We start from the raw sequence: 21,116 nt of genomic DNA, 5'->3' as shown, positions 1-21,116 counted from the left end.
CCTCCAGCGCCACCCCTGCGGGGCTCGTTCCCGTTCCGGCCCACCCCCGTGTGGACAGGCCCTAGCTCGCCTCGCGCGGCCCCCGGCGGAAGGCCGATGCCGCTCGGGTCCTCAGCGCAGCCCGGCGGGTCGACCACCGCGCCGTCGTCGTCGCCCAGCGGGACGACCAGGACCAGCGGAGGCGGGCCGACGAGCGGGGGGCGAGGAGGGCGCGGAGGCGGGTGCGGCGGTCGGCGGCCGTGTGGAAGCCGGACCGGACCAGCGCCGCCGAGGCCGCGAGGCCCGCGACCGGCTGCGGCCGGGGCGCGTACAGCATCTCCTCGACCGCCGACGCCACCCGGTGCACCGCCTCCGCCGGCTCGCCCCGCAGCTCACCGAGGTGGACGATCCGCTCCGCGGACTTCCGGGGCGTCAGGGAGTCGGAAGGCTCCACCCCGTAGTCCCAGGCCGTGTCGTTGATCTCCTCCCAGACCGCCAGCGTGTCCGCGCCCGAACCGAGCCGCCGGGCTCTGGTCCGGGTCCGCCAGAAGAGGGGGAGGAAGGGGACGGCGAGTACCAGGACCGCCGCCAACGACAGCAGCGTCACCTTCAGCGGGTCCGGGCCCGAACCGTCCGTGGACGCCCCCGTCACCGCCTCCTCCGGGCCGCAGTCGCCGCGGCGGCGTTCCTGCGGGGTGCAGCTCGCCGAGGCGCTCGGCGCGGCGGACGGCTGTGCCGAGGCGCTCTGCTGCGGCTGCGCGGGCCCGGTGGCCGAGTCCGAGGGGGTGGTCTCCCGGGTGTACGAGGGGGTGGAGCCCCGCGAGGGCGTCGGCTCGAACCGGGTCCACCCGGCGCCCTCGAAGTACAGCTCGGGCCAGGCGTGCGCGTCCCGGATGCCGACGGAGACCGAACCGTCGCTCTGGGGCGTGCCCGGCATGAAGCCCACGGCCACGCGGGCCGGGATGCCGAGCGAGCGGGCCATCGCCGCCATGGAGAAGGAGAAGTGGACGCAGAAGCCCTCCTTGTCCTTCAGGAAGCGGGAGATCGCCTGCACACCGGTGCCGGACACGACGTCGACGTCGTAGCGGAAGCCGCCGTCGTGGGCGAACCAGTCCTGGAGCTTCACCGCCCGCTCGTAGTCGTTCCGCGCGCCCTTGGTGACCGACAGGGCCGTCGCCTTCACGTCGGCGGGCAGCGTCGCGGGCACCTTCGTGTACTCGCGGCGCAGCTTCTCCGGGGCGGGCCCGGCACCGGCCAGCTGCGCGGCCACCGGCTGCACGTCGAGGCTGGCGACCTGGTAGCGGACGCCCCCGGTGGTCTGCTTGTCGTCGCCGACGAGCATCCGGCCGGCCGGCTCGTACCGCCAGCGGCCGTCGATGTCGACCCGGCCGGCCGGGTACGGCATGGGCAGCCACTTCTGCTCGTACGCGTCGGAGGCGACGAAGTTGCTGGTCACCTCGGTGATCTTGACGCTCTGGGAGAGGCCGTCCGGCCAGGGCAGCTGCTTGGGCACGTCCTCGATCGGGCGGACGGAGGACTTCCACGAGGTGCCGTCGAACTGGTCGAGCGCGACGAGCCGCAGGTACATGCCGCTGGTGTCGCGGGCGTTGGTCCGGTAGCGCAGGATCTCCCGGTCCTCCGGCTGGCGGAGGTTGTCCTGCAGGGAGACCAGCGGGTTCACGGCGGAGATCGTGCCGCCCTTGCCCGCGCCGCCACCGCCCTCGCCGCCGCCGAAGAGACCGCCGGAGAAGCCCGGCAGTGCGAACGGCACCACCAGCGCGACGCCCATGGCGACGACGCCGATCCGGCGGCCGGTGCGGGCCGGGACGAAGGCGGGCCCGCCGCCGGCGGCGGCGGCGGAGCCGGGCCGGCCGGAGCGCTGGGCGCCGCCGAAGACCCGTCCCCACTGGGAGAGCCGGTCACGGCCCTCGGCGAGGAGGAGCAGCAGATAGCCGGAGGCCGCGAGGAGGAACCAGAGCCAGCCCGCACCGCCGCCGGAGAGCCCGGCGGCCACGGAGTACAGGGCGAGCAGCGGCAGGCCGGCCGGGGCCGCCTTGCGGAAGGTGACCGCGAGGGCGTCCACCAGGAGCCCGATCGCGACGACCCCGCCGACCAGCATGAGCCGGATGCCCTCGGTGTCGGGCGCGGGGATCGCGTACCGGCCGACGTCCTCGGCGCCCGCCTGGAACAGCTCGACGGCGTGCGTGAGGGCCTGCGGGCCGGGGACCAGCCACAGGAGGGCCTGCTCGCGGGCGAAGCACAGGGTCAGCGCGAGGAGCACGGTGACGGTCTGGGCGATCAGGGTCAGCGGCCGGGCCAGCGGCACCCGCCGGGCCAGCATGCCCACCCCGCTGACCAGCGCGAGGACGAAGGCCGCCGTGAAGATCCAGGTCGCCGGCTTCACCAGGGGGAGCAGCGCCCCGGCGGCCATCAGGGTGGCGCCCCAGGACGCGAGCGTCAGCCGTGTGCGGCCGCTCATGACCATCCTCCGTAGGTGTCGGCGGCGGCGGTCTCCGGACGGAGCCCGGCTGCCTGCTGCCACAGGTCGGCGAGCGAGGCGCCGGGCGGTACGGCGAGCGCCGTCCAGCCCGCCTCGCGCAGCCGGCGCACCCGGTCGTCGACGGCTCCGGCGACCGCGCCGCCGGTGAGCCAGGTGCCGGAGTCCAGGACGAAGGCGACGGCCGCGCCGTTCCGGCCGCGCATCCTGGCGGTGAGGGCGGTCTGGTCCTCGTCGAGGTCGCCGAGGAAGGCGATGAGCATCCCGTCGCCGCCGCCGCGCAGCACGTCGGAGGCGCGGGAGAGCCCGGCGCCCTCGGAGTGGTCGACGACCGCGAGGGTGTCCATCATCAGTCCGGCCGCCTCGGCCGAGTCCTGCGCCGAGTCGGCGAAGCCCTCGGACCCCTCGCCGGGGATCGCGCTGCCGGTGTCGGTGAGCAGCCGGACCGCGTAGCCGCGCTCCAGCATGTGGACGAGGACGGACGCGCTGCCGGAGACCGCCCATTCGAAGGCCGAGTCGGGCCCTCCGCCCTGGAAGGCGATCCGGCGGGTGTCGAGGAGGACCGTGCAGCGGGCCCGCTGGGGCAGCTCCTCGCGGCGGACCATCAGCTCGCCGTAGCGGGCGGTGGAGCGCCAGTGGACCCGGCGCAGGTCGTCGCCGTGGCGGTAGGTCCGCGGGATGACGTCGTCGTCGCCGGCGAGCGCGAGGGACCGCGACTGCCCGTCCCCGTACCCCGAGGCCTCGCCGAAGAGCTTGACCGGCGGGAGGGCCTCGGTCCTGGGCACGACGGTGAGGGTGTCGTACGCGCTGAAGGAACGGGTCAGCTCGCACATCCCGAAGGGGTCGTTGAGCCGCAGCTGGAGCGGGCCCAGCGGGAAGCGGCCGCGCAGGTCGGAGCGGACCCGGTAGGACACCTCGCGCCGCCCGCCGGCCTCGACCCGGTCGAGGACGAAGCGGGGGCGGGGCCCCAGCATGTACGGCACGTGGTCCTGGAGCATCAGGAGGCCGGTGGGCAGCTTGGAGACGTTCTCCATCCGCAGCTGGACCCGTGCCTCGGTGCTGGTCTCCACCCGCTGGGGGGTGAGCCGGCGGGAGGCGGCGACCCGGTAGCGGGTGCGGTGCAGCGTGAGGACGCAGATCAGCGGGAGGGCGGCGAGGAGCAGCCCGACGCGCAGCAGATCGGCCTGGCCGAGGACGTACGCGCAGGCGGCGGCCGCCACTCCGGCGGCGAGGAAGGAGCGGCCGCGGGTGGTGAGACCGCCGAGGGCGGCCCGCAGCCCGCCCCGGTCGTCCTCGTCGCCCCGCGGTCCGTCCGGCACGGCGGCGCCACTCATCACAGCCGCCGGGCGCCGGGCTGCTGCTGGCCGTAGAGCGGTCCGGCGGGCGGGGCCGCGGCCGGGACGGGGGTGCGCTGCAGGATCTCCTGGACGACCTGCTCGGCGGTGCGGCGGTTCAGCTGGGCCTGCGCCGTCGGCAGCAGCCGGTGGGCGAGGACGGGCGCGGCGAGGGCCTGGAGGTCGTCGGGAAGGACGTACTCGCGGCCGCTGAGCGCCGCGGAGGCCTTGGCGGCCCGCACCAGGTGGAGCGTGGCCCGGGGGGAGGCGCCGAGCCGCAGGTCGGGGTGGGTGCGGGTGGCGGCGACGATGTCGACCGCGTACCGGCGCACGGCGTCGGCGACGTGGACCCCGCGCACCGCGTCGATCAGCTTGAGGATGTCGTGGGCGTGGGCGACCGGCTGGAGGTCGTCCAGCGGGGAGACCGCGCCGTGCACGTCGAGCATCTGGAGCTCGGCCTCGGCGCTCGGGTAGCCCATGGAGACGCGGGCCATGAAGCGGTCGCGCTGGGCCTCGGGCAGCGGGTAGGTGCCCTCCATCTCGACCGGGTTCTGGGTGGCGACGACCATGAACGGGCTGGGCAGCTCGTACGTCTGGCCGTCGACCGTGACCTGGCGCTCCTCCATGGACTCCAGGAGCGCGGACTGGGTCTTCGGCGAGGCGCGGTTGATCTCGTCGCCGATCACGATCTGGGCGAAGATCGCGCCCGGCTTGAACTCGAAGTCCCGTCGCTGCTGGTCGAAGATCGACACGCCGGTGACGTCCGAGGGCAGCAGGTCGGGGGTGAACTGGATGCGGCGCACCGAGCAGTCGATGGACCGGGCCAGTGTCTTGGCCAGCATGGTCTTGCCCACGCCGGGGACATCCTCGATGAGGAGGTGCCCCTCGGCGAGCAGCACGGTCAGCGAAAGCCGTACGACCTCGGGCTTGCCCTCGATCACACTCTCCACCGATCGGCGGACTCGCTCCACAGTGGTGGTCAGATCAGCGAGGCTCGCTCGATCGTCATAGGTCGTCACCCCGGCCCTCCTCGGCCTTTCGGAACTGTCGTCCGAGCATTCTTGTTGCCGTGGCCGGGCCCTGTCACTTGCATGCGGACAAGTGCGGGGGAAATGCCGGGATTTGACGGTTTACGCCGGGTCGATCTCGCGCAGCAGACCGGTCGTCACGTCGAAGACGAAGCCGCGGACGTCGTCGGAGTGCGGCAGGAAGGGGGAGGTCCGCACCCGCTGCATCGACTGCCGGACGTCCTGGTCGACGTCGCGGAAGGCCTCGACCGCCCAGGCCGGGCGCTGGCCGACCTCGTCCTCCAGCTCGTGCCGGAAGTCCTCGGTGAGCGATTCGAGACCGCAGTTCGTGTGGTGCACCAGCATCACGCTGCGGGTGCCGAGGGCGCGCTGGCTGATGGTGAGCGAGCGGATCACGTCGTCGGTGACCACGCCGCCCGCGTTGCGGATGGTGTGGCAGTCGCCGAGTTCGAGGCCGAGGGCCGCGTGCAGGTCGAGACGGGCGTCCATGCAGGCGACGACGGCGACGCGCAGCACGGGACGCGCGTCCATTCCCGGGTCGCTGAAGTCGGCGGCGTACTGGGCGTTGGCCTCGACGAGACGGTCGGTGACCGTCGAGCCGGTGCGTATGGCGTCGGCAGAGGGGTGCGCGGAGGTCGACATGGTTCCGACGGTAATGGTCACACGCCTTTCCGGCCCGCTGTGAGAGCGGACAAAGAACATCAATGAGTCTTGTTGTGAGCTAACCCACAGATGGGGGCTCTCCGGGTCGCGCGGCGCGCCAGTCGGTTGATTGACCGGCGCGTCCCGTGGACTAAAGTGACGCGGAGTTCACGGAGACAACGAGCGATATCCGCGGTTTCTCCCCCCGTGTGTGCGGCGGTACCTACGGCTCGGCCTCCTCCCGCGGTACGTGCCTCCGCGCCGGATCTGAGAGGGCGCATTGAGCAACGACCGACACGTCCCGGTGATGCTCCAGCGGTGCCTGGACATGTTGGCCCCCGCACTGCAGCGCCCCGGCGCGGTCGTCGTCGACTGCACCCTGGGCCTCGGCGGCCACAGCGAGGCCCTGCTCACGCGCTTCCCCGAGGTGCGGCTCATCGCCCTCGACCGCGACAAGGAGGCCCTGCGGCTCTCCGGTGAGCGGCTCGCCCCCTTCGGGGACCGGGCCACCCTCGTCCACGCCGTGTACGACGAGCTGCCCGAGGTCCTCGACCGGCTCGGCATCCCCAAGGTGGACGGCGTCCTCTTCGACCTGGGCGTCTCCTCGATGCAGCTGGACGAGGCCGACCGCGGCTTCGCCTACGCACAGGACGCCCCGCTCGACATGCGCATGGACCAGACGACCGGCATCAGCGCCGCCGAGGTCCTCAACACGTACCCGGCGGGCGAGCTGGTCCGCATCCTGCGCGCGTACGGCGAGGAGAAGCAGGCCAAGCGGATCGTCTCCGCGATCGTGCGCGAGCGCGCGAAGGAGCCCTTCACCAACAGCGCCCGGCTCGTCGAGCTCATCCGCGACGCCCTGCCCCAGGCCGCCAAGCGCACCGGCGGCAACCCGGCCAAGCGAACCTTCCAGGCCCTGCGCATCGAGGTCAACCGCGAGCTCGACAGCGTCGAGAAGGCCATCCCGGCGGCCGTGCAGGCCCTCGCCGTCGGCGGCCGGGTCGTCGTCCTCTCGTACCAGTCCCTGGAGGACCGGATCGTCAAGGGCGTCTTCGCGGCCGGCGCGGCGACCACCGCCCCGCCCGGGCTTCCGGTCGTCCCCGAGAAGTACCAGCCCCGGCTCAAGCTGCTCACCCGCGGCGCCGAGCTGCCCACCGAGGAGGAGGTCGCCGAGAACCGGCGCGCCGCCCCCGCCCGGCTCCGGGGCGTCGAGCGCATCCGGGAAGACGTCCGGTGAGTACGGCGAAGGGGCCCCTCAAAGGGCGGGCCGCGCGGCTCGGACGGCTCATGCCGTCGGGGCCCAGCTCAGCCGCCCGCACCCCCTTCGTCCTGCTCGTCTTCGTGCTGCTCGGCGGCGGGCTGATCTCCCTGCTGCTGCTGAACTCGGCCCTCAACGAGGGCTCCTTCAAACTGAACGAGCTCAAGGACAGGACCACCGAGCTCACCGACGAGGAGCAGGCCCTCCAGCGGGACGTGGACGACTACGCGGCCCCCGACGCGCTGGAGCGGCGGGCCCGCGAGCTCGGCATGGTCCCCGGCGGCAGCCCCGCCTTCCTCGGCCCGGACGGCAAGGTCCTCGGCGAACCCTCGGTCGCGGTCGCCCCGAAACCGACCCCGAAGCCCCATCCGAAACCCACGGGCACCCCGAAGCCGCCGCCGAGCACGAGCACCGGCAACAACCCGGGCACCACGAGCAGCGCCACGGCATCGCAAGCGCCCCCTGTGACCCCTACTACCGGCAGGTGAACGCAGTGCCCCCCAAGGAGCCCCCGCGTCGCCGTGTCCCCGGGCCCGCGCGGCCCGCGCGTCCCCGGACCGCCTCCGCCGCCTCCGCCGGGGCCCGCGCGTCCGGAGCGCGCCCGGCCCGGCCCGCCCCGCGCCCGGCCGCGAAGCGGCCACCGGTGCGGCAGCAGCCCCGCACCATCCGGCTCGGCAGCCCCCGGCCCCGGCTGCGGCTCATCTCCCTCGGCCTGACGCTGGTCATGCTGGTCTTCGTGGTCCGGCTGCTCCAGGTCCAGGCCGTCGACGCCAGCGCGTACGCCGCCAAGGCCGACAAGTACCGCTTCCAGGAGTACACGCTCTCCGCCGAGCGCGGCGAGATCACCGACCGCAACGGCATCGCGCTCGCCGACAGCGTCGACGCGTACGACATCACCGCCGACCCCAAGCTCTTCACCCGCGAGGAGTCGAAGACCGCCGACGCCCCCGAGCAGGCGGCCGCGCTCCTCGCCCCCATCCTCGGCAAGAAACCCGCCGAGCTCGCCAGGAAGCTCCGTACCCCCAAGTCCCGCTACACCCTGCTCGCCCGCAAGCAGACCCCGCAGGTCTGGAACCAGATCAAGGACCTCAAGCGGGTCTACGGGCAGAAGGCGCAGGCCGTCGGCGGCAACGGGATCAACCTCCTCGGCGGCATCCTCAGCGAGCCCAGCACCAAGCGCGTGTACCCGAACGGCGAGCTCGCCGCCGGGATACTGGGATACGTCAACGCCGAGGGCCGCGGCGCCGGCGGCCTGGAGTCCATGCTCGACGAGGAGCTCGCCGGCAAGGACGGCAAGATCCGCTTCACCCAGTCCGGCGGCCGCCAGGTGCCCACCGCGGGCTCCCAGGGCACCCCCGCCGTCCCCGGCTCCGACATCGAGCTGACCATCGACCGGGACATCCAGTGGGCCGCCCAGCAGGCCATCACCGAGCAGGTGAAGAAGTCCAGGGCCGACCGCGGCTACGTCGTCGTGCAGAACACCAGGACCGGCGAGGTCCTCGCCATGGCCAACGCCCCCGGCTTCGACCCCAACGACCTCTCCGCCGCCAACGCCGCCGCCATGGGCAACGCCGCCCTCCAGGACGCCTACGAGCCCGGCTCCACCAGCAAGGTCATGTCCATGGCCGCCGTCCTGGAGGAGGGCAAGGCGGCCCCCGACACCCACGTCACCGTCCCCAACCGGCTCCACCGCGGCGACCGGCTCTTCAAGGACGACATCGACCACAAGACCTGGTACCTGACGCTCAACGGCGTCCTCGCCAAGTCCAGCAACATCGGCACCATCCTCGCCACCGGCCGACTCGGCGAGACCCAGGCCGAGTCCAACCGGGTCCTCTACACCTACCTGCGCAAGTTCGGCATCGGCAGCCCCACCGGCCTGCACTACCCGGGCGAGACCCCCGGCATCCTCGCCAAGCCGCAGGACTGGTCCACCTCGCAGCAGTACACGATCCCCTTCGGCCAGGGCCTCTCCGTCAGCGCCATGCAGGCCGCCTCCGTGTACTCGACCATCGCCAACGGCGGCGTACGGATCGAACCGAGCCTCGTGCGCGGCACCAACGGTCCCGACGGGCGCTTCGCCGCGGCCCCGGCGCCCAAGGAGTCCCGGGTGATCAGCGAGAAGACGGCCAAGACCCTGGCGCGGATGCTGGAGTCCGTCGTCAAGGACCGGGAGGGCACCGGCACCAGGGCCGCCATCCCCGGCTACCGCGTCGCCGGCAAGACCGGCACCGCCAACCGCGTCGACCCCGAGCTCGGCTACTACAAGGGCTACACCGCCTCCTTCGCCGGCTTCGCCCCCGCCGACGACCCGCAGATCACCGTCTACTGCGCGATCCAGAACCCCACCAAGGGCAGCTACTTCGGCGGCCAGATCTGCGGCCCCATCTACAAGAAGGTCATGGAGTTCGCCCTCAAGACCCTCCACGTCGCCCCCACGGGCAGCGCCCCCGCCCGACTGCCGGTCGACTTCGAACCCACCCCGTGACACTCCGGGAGCACCAGTGACAACGATCACCCCACATTCCGGGAACCGGAAATCGAACTTCGGCGAGGCCCAGGGCTCTTTTGGCCCCGCACAGGGTGCGCCCGGTACGCTCACCGCCGTGCCACACGCTGATCAGTACCGAAACACCCCACCCCGGCCGGAGCAGGCCCGCCCGACACCCCTGGGCGACCTGGCCGCGCAGCTCGGGGCCGACGTCGCGGGGAGTGCCGACATCTCGGGCATCACGCACGACTCGCGGGCCGTGCGCCCCGGGGACGTGTACGCGGCCCTGCCCGGTGCCCGCGCCCACGGCGCGGACTTCGTCGCCCAGGCCGCCGGACTCGGCGCCGCCGCGATCCTCACCGACCCGGCCGGCGCCGAGCGCGCCGCCGCGACCGGCCTCCCGGTCCTCGTCGTGGAGAACCCGCGCGGCCGGATGGGCGAACTCGCCGCCGCGATCTACGGGCGCCCCGGCGAGGACCTCCTCCAGATCGGCATCACCGGCACCTCCGGCAAGACCACCACGGCCTACCTCGTCGAGGGAGGACTGCGCGGCTCCGGGCGGAAGACCGGACTCGTCGGCACCGTCGAGATGCGGATCGGCGACGAGCGCATCAAGTCCGAGCGCACCACTCCCGAGGCCACCGACCTCCAGGCCCTCTTCGCCGTCATGCGCGAGCGGGGCGTCGAGGCCGTCGCCATGGAGGTCTCCAGCCACGCCCTCGTGCTCGGCCGGGTCGACGGCTGCGTCTTCGACGTCGCCGTCTTCAACAACCTCAGCCCGGAGCACATGGAGTTCCACTCCGACATGGAGGACTACTTCCAGGCCAAGGCCGGGCTCTTCACGCCCGGGCGCAGCCGCCTGGGCGTGGTCAACCTCGACGACGCGTACGGTCGCAGGCTCGCCACGGAGGCGACCGTCCCGGTCGTCACCTTCTCCGCCGAGGGCCGCGCCGAGGCCGACTGGCGCGCCGAGGACCTCGTCCTCGGCTCCCACGACTCGACCTTCACCGCCGTCGGCCCCGAGGGAGAGCGGATTTCGGCCACGGCCCCGCTGCCGGGCCCGTTCAACGTCGCCAACACCCTCGCCGCGATCGCCACCCTCGCCGCCGCCGGCCTCGACCCGAAGGCCGCCGCCGAGGGCGTCGCCGCCGTGCCCGGCGTCCCAGGCCGTCTGGAGCGGGTCGACGCCGGCCAGCCGTACCTCGCGGTCGTCGACTACGCGCACAAGACGGACGCCGTCGAATCGGTCCTGCGCTCCCTGCGCGAGGTCACCGAGGGCCGGCTGCACGTGGTCATCGGCTGCGGCGGCGACCGGGACACCACCAAGCGCGGCCCGATGGGCGCCGCCGCCGCCCGGCTCGCCGACACCGCCGTCCTGACCTCCGACAACCCCCGTTCCGAGGACCCCCTGGTGATCCTCAGCGCCATGCTCGCGGGCGCCGCCGAGGTGCCGGCGGGGGAGCGCGGCGACGTCCTGGTCGAGCCCGACCGGGCCGCCGCCATCGCCGCCGCCGTCGCCCGCTCGCGGCCCGGCGACACCGTCCTGGTCGCCGGCAAGGGCCACGAGCAGGGCCAGGAGATCGCCGGGGTCGTCCGCCCCTTCGACGACCGTCAGGTCCTGCGCGAGGCGATTCTCAGTCAGCAGAAGCAGCAGGACGCACACCGTCACGAGAACAGTCAGGGATGAAGCAGTGATCGCCCTCTCCCTCGCCGAGATCGCCGAAATCGTCGGCGGGCAGGCGCACGACATACCGGATCCGGCCATCCGGATCACCGGGCCCGTCGTCATCGACTCCCGCGAGGTGCGGGCCGGCAGCCTGTTCGCGGCCTTCGCCGGTGAGCACGTCGACGGCCACGACTACGCGGAGCGCGCCGTCGCCGCGGGAGCGGCGGCCGTGCTCGCCGCCCGCCCCGTCGGCGTCCCCGCCATCGTCGTCGACGACGTCCAGACCGCGCTCGGGGCCCTCGCCCGAGTCGTGGTCGAACGGCTCGGCACCGATGTCGTCGCCCTGACCGGATCGGCCGGCAAGACCTCCACCAAGGACCTGATCGCCCAGGTCCTCGACCGGCACGCGCCCACCGTGTGGACGCCCGGCTCCCTCAACAACGAGATCGGCCTGCCGCTCACGGCGCTCCGCGCGAGCGACGAGACCCGGCACCTGGTCCTGGAGATGGGCGCCCGCGGCATCGGCCACATCCGCTACCTCGCGGGCCTCACCCCGCCCCGTATCGGCCTCGTCCTGAACGTGGGCACCGCCCACATCGGCGAGTTCGGCGGCCGGGAGCAGATCGCCGAGGCGAAGGGCGAGCTCGTCGAGGTCCTGCCGTCCGCCGAGGACGGCGGCATCGCGGTCCTCAACGCCGACGATCCGCTCGTCCGCGCGATGGCGGCCCGCACCAAGGCCCGCGTGACCCTGTTCGGAGAAGCGGACGAAGCGGCCGTACGGGCCGAGAACGTCCGCCTCACAGAGACCGGACAGCCTTCTTTCAGGCTTCACACACCCACCGGGTGCAGTGACGTGACCTTGCGCCTGTACGGTGAGCACCACGTGTCGAACGCGCTCGCAGCGGCCGCCGTCGCGCACGAGTTGGGCATGCCTGTCGAAGAGATCGCCACCGCGCTCTCCGAGGCCGGCACCCTGTCGCGCTGGCGCATGGAGGTCACCGAGCGTCCGGACGGCGTGACGATCGTCAACGACGCCTACAACGCGAATCCCGAGTCCATGCGAGCCGCCCTGCGCGCGCTCGCGGCCATGGGCAGGGCCGCACAGGCCCGAGGGGCTCGTACGTGGGCGGTGCTCGGCATGATGGCCGAGCTCGGTGACGCATCGCTCGTCGAGCACGACGCGGTCGGACGGCTCGCCGTCCGGCTCAACGTCAGCAAGCTCGTGGCGGTCGGGGACAGGGAAGCGTCCTGGCTGCAACTGGGCGCATATAACGAGGGTTCGTGGGGTGAGGAGTCGGTGCACGTGTCCGACGCGCAGGCGGCTGTCGACCTGTTGCGCAGGGAGCTGCGTCCGGGGGACGTCGTCCTTGTGAAGGCTTCCAGGTCGGTCGGTCTCGAACAGGTCGCGCTGGCGCTCCTCGACACCGAGGGCGAGGTCACCGGCCGATGAGGCAGATTCTGTTCGCCGGGGCCATCGGGCTCTTCCTGAGCCTGGTCGGCACCCCGCTGCTCATCAAGCTGCTCGCCCGCAAGGGATACGGCCAGTTCATCCGCGACGACGGCCCGCGCAGCCACGCCGCGAAGAAGGGCACGCCCACGATGGGCGGCATCGCCTTCATCCTGGCCACCCTCGTCGCGTACGCCCTGACCAAGGTCATCACCAGCGAGGACCCGACGTACTCCGGCGTCCTGGTGCTGTTCCTGATGGCCGGCATGGGCCTGGTCGGCTTCGTCGACGACTACATCAAGATCGTCAAGGAGCGCTCGCTCGGCCTGCGGGCCAAGGCGAAGATGGCCGGCCAGCTGATCGTCGGCATCACCTTCGCCGTGCTCTCGCTGCAGTTCGCCGACCTGCGCGGCAACACCCCGGCCTCCACGAAGCTGTCCTTCATCACCGACTTCGGCTGGGCCATCGGCCCGGTGCTCTTCGTGGTCTGGGCGCTCTTCATGATCCTCGCCATCTCCAACGGCGTGAACCTGACGGACGGTCTGGACGGTCTGGCCACCGGCGCCTCGGTGATGGTCTTCGGCGCGTACACCTTCATCGGGCTCTGGCAGTTCCAGGAGTCCTGTGCCAACGCGGTGACGCTGACCAACCCCAACGCCTGCTTCGAGGTCCGCGACCCGCTCGACCTGGCGGTCGTCGCCTCCGCCCTGATGGGTGCCTGCTTCGGCTTCCTGTGGTGGAACACCTCGCCGGCCAAGGTCTTCATGGGTGACACCGGCTCGCTGGCCCTCGGCGGCGCGCTCGCCGGTCTCGCCATCTGCTCCCGTACGGAGTTCCTGCTCGCCGTGCTCGGCGGCCTCTTCGTGCTGATCACGATGTCCGTGGTCATCCAGGTCGGCGCCTTCAAGATGACGGGCAAGCGCGTCTTCCGGATCGCCCCCCTCCATCACCACTTCGAACACAAGGGGTGGTCCGAGGTCCTGGTCGTCGTCCGTTTCTGGATCATCCAGGGCATGTGCGTGATCGTGGGCCTGGGCCTCTTCTACGCGGGATGGGCATCGGAAAAGTGACAGAACAGCTCGACTGGAACGGCAAGAAGGTCACCGTCGCGGGGCTCGGGATCTCCGGCATCCCGGCCGCCCGCGTCCTGCACGCCCGCGGCGCGCTCGTGACCGTCGTCAACGACAGCGACGACGAGCGCTCCCGGGCGCAGGCCGCCGAGCTCGAAGCGGAGGGCATCACCGTCCGCCTCGGCGACGGGGCCACCCTGCCGGCCGGCACCGAGCTGATCGTCACCACCCCCGGCTGGCGGCCCGACAAGCCCCTCTTCACGGCCGCCGCCGAGGCGGGCGTGGAGATCTGGGGCGACGTCGAGCTCGCCTGGCGCCTGCGCGGCCCGGACTCGGCCCCCTGGCTCGCGGTCACCGGCACCAACGGCAAGACCACGACCGTGCGGATGCTCGCCTCCATCCTGGAGGCGGCCGGCCTGAAGACGGCCGCCGTCGGCAACATCGGGGTCTCGCTCCTCGACGCCGTCCTCGGCGAGGAGCGCTACGACGTCCTCGCCGTCGAGCTCTCCAGCTACCAGCTGCACTGGGCGCCCTCCGTCCGCGCCCACTCGGCCGCCGTGCTCAACCTGGCGCCCGACCACCTCGACTGGCACGGCACCATGGAGGCGTACGCCGCCGACAAGGGCCGCATCTACGAGGGCAACAAGGTCGCCTGCGTGTACAACGTCGCCGACAAGGTCACCGAGGACCTGGTGCGCGAGGCCGACGTCGAGGAGGGCTGCCGGGCCATCGGCTTCACCCTCGGCACCCCCGGCCCCTCCCAGCTCGGCGTCGTCGAGGGCATCCTCGTCGACCGGGCCTTCGTCGAGAACCGGCAGAAGAACGCCCAGGAGCTCGCCGAGGTCGCCGACGTCCAGCCGCCGGCCCCGCACAACATCGCCAACGCCCTCGCCGCCGCCGCCCTCGCGCGCGCCTTCGGCGTCGAGCCGAAGGCCGTACGGGACGGTCTCAAGGCCTTCCGGCCCGACCCGCACCGCATCGAACTGGTCGAGGAGGTCCAGGGAGTCACGTACGTCGACGACTCCAAGGCCACCAACACCCACGCCGCCGAAGCCTCGTTGGCCGCCTACGACCCGATCGTCTGGATCGCCGGCGGCCTCGCCAAGGGCGCGACCTTCGACGAGCTCGTCCAGCGCTCGGCGAAGCGGCTGCGCGGGGCCGTCCTGATCGGCGCCGACCGCGCCCTGATCCGCGAAGCCCTGGCGCGACACGCCCCGGAGGTCCCGGTGGTGGACCTCGACCGGACCGACACTGGGGCGATGTCCGAGGCGGTCCGCGAGGCGGCCCGGCTCGCCCACCCGGGGGACACGGTGCTGCTCGCCCCGGCCTGCGCCTCGATGGACATGTTCACCAACTACAACAAGCGGGGCGAGGCCTTCGCGGACGCCGTCCGCGCCCTCGCCGCCACCGGGGACGCCTGACCCGACCAGCGGGAGGGTCCGGCCGGACCGGGCACGACTGGAGGGGACAGCGACCATGCCGAGCAAGATCGCCGGGACACGCCGGCCTTCCGCCGTACGCGGCGGAGGGCGGGCCCCCGCGACCCCGCGGCGGCCGCGCGGCGGAGGCGTACGGGGGCTGTACGAGCGGCTCCGCAAGGCCTGGGACCGCCCTCTCACGGCGTACTACGTGATCATCGGCGCGGGGCTGCTCATCACCACGCTCGGCCTCGTGATGGTCTACTCCGCCTCGATGATCACGGCGCTCCGCTACGACCTGGTGCCCTCCTACTTCTTCCGGAAGCAGTTCGTCGCCGCGCTCCTCGGCACCGGACTGCTCCTGATCGCCTCCCGGATGCCGGTCAAGCTGCACCGGGCGCTCGCCTACCCGATCCTGGCCGGCGCGGTCTTCCTCATGGTGCTCGTGCAGATCCCCGGGATAGGGCACGCGGTCAACGGCAACCGGAACTGGATCTCGCTCGGCGGCCCCTTCCAGCTCCAGCCCAGCGAGTTCGGCAAGCTGGGTCTCATCCTGTGGGGGGCCGACCTGCTCGCCCGCAAACAGGACATGCGGCTCCTGACCCAGTGGAAGCACATGCTGGTGCCGCTGGTCCCCGGCGCGTTCATGCTGCTCGGGCTCATCATGCTCGGCGGCGACATGGGCACCTCGATCATCCTCGCGGCCATCCTCTTCGGCCTGCTGTGGACGGCCGGAGCGCCCACCCGGCTCTTCGTCGGGGTGCTCACGGTGGCCGGTGCGATCGGCGTGCTGCTCATCAAGACGAGCGCGAACCGGATGAAGCGCTTCGACTGCATCGGCGCGACCGACCCCGGCGGCGAGGGAGCCCCCTGTCTGCAGGCCGCGCACGGAATCTATGCTCTGGCCTCGGGCGGATGGTTCGGTTCCGGGCTCGGTGCGAGCGTCGAGAAATGGGGCCAACTGCCCGAGGCGCACACCGACTTCATCTTCGCGGTCACCGGTGAGGAACTGGGTCTCGCGGGGACGCTGTCGGTACTCGCCCTGTTCGCGGCTCTAGGCTATGCGGGTATCCGCGTGGCCGGAGGCACGGAGGACCCCTTCGTGAGGTTCGCCGCGGGAGGTGTGACCACCTGGATCACGGCTCAGGCCGTGATCAACATCGGTGCGGTGCTCGGCCTGTTGCCGATCGCCGGTGTCCCGCTCCCGCTGTTCTCCTACGGAGGGTCGGCCCTGCTGCCGACCATGTTCGCCGTCGGGCTCCTCATCGCCTTCGCGCGACAGGAACCCGCCGCGAAAGCGGCCCTGGCCATGCGCCGCCCCGGCTGGGGCAAGCGGGCCGGGAAGAGATGGAAGTCGATGCGACGGCGCGTCAAGAAGCGCCCGTCCGGAGAGCGGTGAATTTCGGTGCATGTCGTACTCGCCGGTGGGGGGACCGCCGGCCACATCGAGCCCGCGCTCGCCCTCGCGGACGCCCTGCGCAGGCAGGACCCCAGCGTGGGGATCACGGCGCTCGGCACGGAGAAGGGTCTGGAGACCCGGCTCGTGCCCGAGCGGGGCTACGAGCTGGCGCTCATCCCCGCCGTACCGCTGCCCCGCAAGCCCACCCCCGAGCTGATCACCGTCCCCGGGCGGCTGCGCGGCACGATCAAGGCGGCCGAGCAGGTCCTGGAGCGCACCAAGGCGGACTGCGTGGTCGGCTTCGGCGGCTACGTGGCCCTGCCCGGCTATCTGGCGGCCAAGCGCCTCGGGGTGCCCATCGTGGTCCACGAGGCCAACGCCCGGCCCGGCCTCGCCAACAAGATCGGTTCGCGGTACGCGGCCGGGGTCGGCGTCGCCACCCCGGACAGCAAGCTGCGCAACGCCCGCTACATCGGCATCCCGCTGCGGCACACCATCGCGACCCTCGACCGGGCGCGGGTGCGGCCCGAGGCGCGCGCCGCCTTCGGCCTCGACCCGAACCTGCCGACGCTGCTGGTCTCCGGCGGCTCCCAGGGCGCCCGCCGGCTCAACGAGGTGGTCCAGCAGATCGCCCCGGTGCTCCAGCGCTCCGGCATCCAGATCCTGCACGCGGTCGGCCCGAAGAACGAGCTGCCGCGCGTCGACAACATGCCCGGAATGCCGCCGTACGTGCCGGTACCGTACGTGGACCGGATGGATCTCGCGTACGCCGCGGCCGACATGATGCTCTGCCGCGCGGGCGCGATGACCGTCGCCGAGCTCTCCGCCGTCGGGCTGCCCGCCGCGTACGTCCCGCTGCCCATCGGCAACGGCGAACAGCGGCTCAACGCCCAGCCGGTGGTCAAGGCCGGCGGTGGACTCCTCGTCGACGACGCGGAACTGACGCCGCAGTGGGTGCAGGGCAACGTGCTGCCCGTACTGGCCGATCCGCACCGTTTGTACGAGATGTCCCGCGCCGCCGCCGAGTTCGGCCGCCGGGACGCCGACGACCTGCTCGTCGGCATGGTGTACGAGGCGATCGCCTCCCGCTAGCAGGCGCGGCGGGGCACTGAGGGCAGGAGGCGCCGGGTGGCAGCCGGACCGACGACCGCGGAGAAGAGCGGTACCAGCAAGTCGAAGGGGTCGTCGGGGCGGCCGTCCGGTGCCAACACCCGGAACCGTCGGTTCCGGGTGCCCGCCCCCCGGGTGCTCCTCGTGGCCCTCGGCCTCGTGGCGCTCGTGGCCGGCGGGGTCTGGGCGCTCTACGGCTCGACCTGGTTCCGTGTGGAACGTGTGAAGACTTCCGGCACCCGGGTCCTGACCCCGGCCGAGGTCGAGGCGGTCGCCGCCGTCCCGATGGGCGCCCCGCTCGTCACCGTCGACACCGACGTGATCGCGGCCCGGCTCCGGCAGAGGCTGCCGCGGATCGAGTCGATCGACGTCGTACGGTCATGGCCGCACGGAATCGGGCTGAAAGTGACGGAACGGCAGCCCGTTCTTCTGGTGGAAAAGGGCGGAAAGTTCACCGAAGTGGACGCGACGGGGCTGCGGTTCGCCACCGTCGACACCGCCCCCCGCGGCGTCCCCCGGCTCGTCCTCGACAGCGCCTCCTCGCCGAGCCTGCGCCGCTTCGGCGCCGACCGGTTGCTCCAGGAGGCGGTCCGCGTCCGGGGTGAACTCCCGGCGCGAATCGCCCGGGACACTCGTGTCGTGCGCATCACCTCGTACGACTCCGTCACTCTGGAGCTGACCGGGGGCCGAACGGTCTTCTGGGGCAGCGGTGAGCACGGCCCGGTCAAGGCCCGGGTGCTGACCGCCCTCATGAAGGCGAGCCCCAAAGCGGGGCACTTCGACGTAAGTGCCCCCACGGCGCCCGCTTCGTCCGGGAGTTGACGGTCATCTCCGCTGGCCAGCACCCTGGTTGGCCAGCGCTACGGGTGATCACATAGGGTGAAAAGAAAAACGGGAGGTTCGGCGTGTTCGTTGAACGTGCGCCACTTGTCGACTTAGTGTCCTGTTCGGAAGAGTCCAGCGAACAGCGACACTGGTAACCCTAAACTTCAACGTTAGGGTTCGGGTCGGCGTTCGGACCGTCCCAATCGGCATCCGTCGGAGCGGCGCGACCAACCGCGCAGCGACGACACGTAACTCGAGGCGAGAGGCCTTCGACGTGGCAGCACCGCAGAACTACCTCGCAGTCATCAAGGTCATCGGTGTCGGCGGCGGTGGTGTCAATGCCATCAACCGAATGATCGAGGTCGGCCTCAAGGGCGTCGAGTTCATCGCGATCAACACCGACGCGCAAGCGCTGTTGATGAGCGACGCCGACGTCAAGCTCGACGTCGGCCGTGAACTCACCCGCGGCCTCGGGGCCGGGGCCAACCCGGCCGTCGGTCGCAAGGCGGCAGAGGACCACCGTGAGGAGATCGAGGAGGTCCTCAAGGGGGCCGACATGGTCTTCGTCACCGCAGGCGAAGGCGGCGGCACCGGCACCGGCGGCGCGCCCGTCGTCGCCAACATCGCGCGCTCGCTCGGCGCCCTGACGATCGGTGTGGTCACCCGGCCGTTCACCTTCGAGGGCCGCCGTCGCGCCAACCAGGCGGAGGACGGCATCGCCGAGCTCCGTGAAGAGGTCGACACCCTCATCGTCATCCCCAACGACCGACTGCTGTCGATCTCGGACCGCCAGGTCTCCGTGCTCGACGCCTTCAAGTCGGCCGACCAGGTCCTCCTGAGCGGTGTCCAGGGCATCACCGACCTCATCACCACCCCGGGTCTGATCAACCTCGACTTCGCCGACGTCAAGTCGGTCATGTCCGAGGCCGGTTCGGCACTCATGGGCATCGGCTCCGCCCGCGGCGACGACCGCGCGGTGGCGGCGGCCGAGATGGCGATCTCCTCGCCGCTCCTGGAGGCCTCCATCGACGGCGCCCGCGGCGTGCTGCTCTCCATCTCCGGCGGCAGCGACCTCGGCCTCTTCGAGATCAACGAGGCGGCCCAGCTGGTCAGCGAGGCGGCCCACCCCGAGGCCAACATCATCTTCGGCGCCGTCATCGACGACGCCCTCGGCGACGAGGTCCGGGTCACCGTCATCGCGGCCGGCTTCGACGGCGGCCAGCCGCCGGCCCGCCGGGACAACATCATCGGCTCCGTGTCGGCCAAGCGCGAGGAGCCGGCCCCGGCGCCGCGCATCACCGAGTCCCCCCGCCCGCTGGGCGGCCTCGGCACCGTCGCCCCGCGCGAGGAGCCGGTCTCGATCCCGGTCGAGCCCGCCCCGGCCCTCAACGAGACCCCGCTGACGCCGGCCCCGCCGGTCGTCCCCCCGGCCCGTCCGTACGCGGACAGCCAGGCCGAGGAGCTGGACGTCCCGGACTTCCTGAAGTGATAGGACACCGCTTCGACGCGAACGGCGCCCACTTCGCCTTCACCGACCGGTGGGGCGGGGTGAGCGCCGTTCCGTACGAGGAGCTCAACCTCGGCGGAGCGGTCGGGGACGACCCCGCGGCCGTCCTCGCCAACCGGGCCGCCGCCGCCGGAGCCCTCGGGCTCGACCCGGCGCGGGTGGTCTGGATGAACCAGGTGCACGGCGCCGACGTCGTCGAGGTCGACGGGCCCTGGGGCGACGCGGACATCCCGTCCGTCGACGCCCTCGTCACCGCCCGGCCGGGACTCGCCCTCGCGGTGCTCACCGCGGACTGCGTCCCCGTCCTCCTCGCCGATCCGGTCGCCGGAGTCGCGGCCGCCGCCCACGCCGGGCGGCCCGGGATGGTCGCCGGAGTCGTCCCCGCCACCGTCGCGGCGATGACGGAGCTCGGCGCCGACCCCGCCCGGATCGTCGCCCGCACCGGACCCGCCGTCTGCGGCCGGTGCTACGAAGTGCCCGAGGCGATGCGCGCCGAGGTCGCGGCCGTCGAACCCGCCGCGCACGCGGAGACCTCCTGGGGAACCCCGGCCGTGGACGTCGCCGCCGGAGTGCGCGCGCAGTTGGCGCGGCTCGGGGTCCGGGACGTCGGGGACGCCGGGGTCTGCACCCTCGAATCGCGCGACCACTACTCGTACCGCCGCGATCGCACCACAGGGCGACTCGCGGGATATGTCTGGTTGAACCGAGAAGAGACATGACGGATCGAAAGTCGGAACTCGCCGCGAACCTCGCCGCCGTGGAGGAGCGCATCGCCGCCGCGTGCGCCGCGGCCGGGCGCGCGCGGGGGGAGGTGACCCTGATCGTGGTCACCAAGACCTACCCCGCGAGCGACGTCAGACTCCTGCACGAGCTCGGGGTCCGGCACGTCGCCGAGAACCGGGACCAGGACGCCGCGCCCAAGGCGGCCGCCTGTGCCGACCTCGACCTGACCTGGCACTTCGTGGGCCAGTTGCAGACCAACAAGGTCAGATCTGTGGTGGGTTATGCCGATGTGGTGCAGTCCGTCGACCGTTTGAAGCTCGTTTCCTCGCTCTCCGCGGCCGCGGAGAAGGAGGGCCGCGAGCTCGGCTGCCTGATCCAGGTCGCGCTCGACGCCGAGTCCGGCGAGCGGGGCGACCGCGGCGGCGTCGCGCCCGACGGGATCGAGGACTTGGCCGCGGCCGTGGACGCCGCGCCCGGACTGCGGATCGCCGGACTCATGACCGTCGCCCCGCTCGCCGGGGAGTACGCGGGACGGCAACGCGCGGCCTTCGACCGGCTGATGGATTTGTCGACTGCCCTGCGCGCGACCCGTCCGGCTGCGAACATGGTGTCAGCAGGGATGAGTGCGGACCTCGAAGAGGCCGTCGCTGCCGGGGCGACACACGTACGCGTCGGTACGGCGGTACTCGGAGTCCGCCCGAAGCTCGGGTAACGTCGCGAAG

The 21,116-nt window shown here is 72.3% G+C and carries 17 protein-coding genes; 13 read left to right on the top strand and 4 right to left on the bottom strand.

Going from position 1 to position 21,116, the window contains the following annotated elements; genetic code table 11:
* Window positions 1–61: 61 nt before the first annotated feature.
* The 4 genes from ACZ7HT_RS31590 to ACZ7HT_RS31575 form a co-directional block, all read right to left on the bottom strand.
* Complete coding sequence (locus ACZ7HT_RS31590) at window positions 62–2,458, bottom strand: transglutaminase TgpA family protein (protein WP_471172083.1); 2,397 nt, start codon at window positions 2,456–2,458, stop codon at window positions 62–64.
* Entirely contained in the window at window positions 2,455–3,810 is a 1,356-nt protein-coding gene (locus tag ACZ7HT_RS31585) for a DUF58 domain-containing protein (protein WP_471172081.1), read from the bottom strand. Before ACZ7HT_RS31585 ends, ACZ7HT_RS31590 begins: the two co-directional genes overlap by 4 nt.
* Window positions 3,810–4,829 (bottom strand): AAA family ATPase, encoded by a 1,020-nt coding sequence (locus tag ACZ7HT_RS31580; RefSeq protein WP_471172079.1) that lies wholly within the window; start codon window positions 4,827–4,829, stop codon window positions 3,810–3,812. The genes ACZ7HT_RS31585 and ACZ7HT_RS31580 overlap by 1 nt, the downstream gene beginning before the upstream one ends.
* Before the next feature lie 111 nt (window positions 4,830–4,940).
* The gene (locus ACZ7HT_RS31575) at window positions 4,941–5,480 is read right to left on the bottom strand and encodes a beta-class carbonic anhydrase (RefSeq protein WP_471172078.1); all 540 of its coding nucleotides are present in this window, start codon (window positions 5,478–5,480) and stop codon (window positions 4,941–4,943) included.
* A 280-nt stretch (window positions 5,481–5,760) separates the two neighbouring features.
* Between ACZ7HT_RS31575 and rsmH the strand changes: the two genes are divergently transcribed.
* The 13 genes from rsmH to ACZ7HT_RS31510 all read left to right on the top strand — a co-directional run bounded on the left by rsmH (window position 5,761) and on the right by ACZ7HT_RS31510 (window position 21,106).
* Complete coding sequence (gene rsmH / locus ACZ7HT_RS31570) at window positions 5,761–6,717, top strand: 16S rRNA (cytosine(1402)-N(4))-methyltransferase RsmH (RefSeq protein WP_471172075.1); 957 nt, start codon at window positions 5,761–5,763, stop codon at window positions 6,715–6,717.
* Window positions 6,714–7,226 (top strand): cell division protein FtsL, encoded by a 513-nt coding sequence (gene ftsL, locus ACZ7HT_RS31565; RefSeq protein ID WP_471172072.1) that lies wholly within the window; start codon window positions 6,714–6,716, stop codon window positions 7,224–7,226. Before rsmH ends, ftsL begins: the two co-directional genes overlap by 4 nt.
* 5 nt (window positions 7,227–7,231) lie before the next feature.
* Window positions 7,232–9,226: a peptidoglycan D,D-transpeptidase FtsI family protein gene (locus ACZ7HT_RS31560; protein ID WP_471172218.1), complete on the top strand. Its 1,995-nt coding sequence runs from the start codon at window positions 7,232–7,234 to the stop codon at window positions 9,224–9,226.
* Between the two features lie 16 nt (window positions 9,227–9,242).
* Entirely contained in the window at window positions 9,243–10,916 is a 1,674-nt protein-coding gene (locus tag ACZ7HT_RS31555; protein WP_471172067.1) for a UDP-N-acetylmuramoyl-L-alanyl-D-glutamate--2,6-diaminopimelate ligase, read from the top strand.
* Between the two features lie 4 nt (window positions 10,917–10,920).
* Window positions 10,921–12,345, top strand: coding sequence for a UDP-N-acetylmuramoyl-tripeptide--D-alanyl-D-alanine ligase (locus ACZ7HT_RS31550; RefSeq protein ID WP_471172065.1), 1,425 nt, complete (start codon window positions 10,921–10,923; stop codon window positions 12,343–12,345).
* Window positions 12,342–13,412 carry a phospho-N-acetylmuramoyl-pentapeptide-transferase gene (gene mraY, locus ACZ7HT_RS31545; RefSeq protein WP_471172063.1) on the top strand — a complete coding sequence of 357 codons (1,071 nt, stop codon included), beginning with the start codon at window positions 12,342–12,344 and terminating at the stop codon, window positions 13,410–13,412. The genes ACZ7HT_RS31550 and mraY overlap by 4 nt, the downstream gene beginning before the upstream one ends.
* Window positions 13,394–14,833 (top strand): UDP-N-acetylmuramoyl-L-alanine--D-glutamate ligase, encoded by a 1,440-nt coding sequence (murD, locus tag ACZ7HT_RS31540; RefSeq protein ID WP_471172061.1) that lies wholly within the window; start codon window positions 13,394–13,396, stop codon window positions 14,831–14,833. The genes mraY and murD overlap by 19 nt, the downstream gene beginning before the upstream one ends.
* Before the next feature lie 55 nt (window positions 14,834–14,888).
* Window positions 14,889–16,229: a putative lipid II flippase FtsW gene (ftsW, locus tag ACZ7HT_RS31535; RefSeq protein WP_471172059.1), complete on the top strand. Its 1,341-nt coding sequence runs from the start codon at window positions 14,889–14,891 to the stop codon at window positions 16,227–16,229.
* 6 nt (window positions 16,230–16,235) lie between these two features.
* Window positions 16,236–17,321 (top strand): undecaprenyldiphospho-muramoylpentapeptide beta-N-acetylglucosaminyltransferase, encoded by a 1,086-nt coding sequence (murG, locus tag ACZ7HT_RS31530; protein ID WP_471172058.1) that lies wholly within the window; start codon window positions 16,236–16,238, stop codon window positions 17,319–17,321.
* A 36-nt stretch (window positions 17,322–17,357) separates the two neighbouring features.
* Window positions 17,358–18,161, top strand: coding sequence for a cell division protein FtsQ/DivIB (locus ACZ7HT_RS31525; protein ID WP_471172057.1), 804 nt, complete (start codon window positions 17,358–17,360; stop codon window positions 18,159–18,161).
* 277 nt (window positions 18,162–18,438) lie between these two features.
* On the top strand, window positions 18,439–19,653 hold the full coding sequence (gene ftsZ / locus ACZ7HT_RS31520; RefSeq protein ID WP_471172056.1) for a cell division protein FtsZ: 1,215 nt from the start codon (window positions 18,439–18,441) through the stop codon (window positions 19,651–19,653).
* On the top strand, window positions 19,650–20,390 hold the full coding sequence (gene pgeF, locus ACZ7HT_RS31515; RefSeq protein WP_471172053.1) for a peptidoglycan editing factor PgeF: 741 nt from the start codon (window positions 19,650–19,652) through the stop codon (window positions 20,388–20,390). Before ftsZ ends, pgeF begins: the two co-directional genes overlap by 4 nt.
* A complete protein-coding gene (locus ACZ7HT_RS31510) occupies window positions 20,387–21,106 on the top strand; it encodes a YggS family pyridoxal phosphate-dependent enzyme (RefSeq protein WP_471172051.1) in 720 nt (239 codons plus the stop codon). Before pgeF ends, ACZ7HT_RS31510 begins: the two co-directional genes overlap by 4 nt.
* Window positions 21,107–21,116: the final 10 nt, after the last annotated feature.

This window comes from Streptomyces sp. NPDC037410 (assembly GCF_055602235.1).
This window is presented reverse-complemented; position numbering and strand designations above follow the sequence as displayed.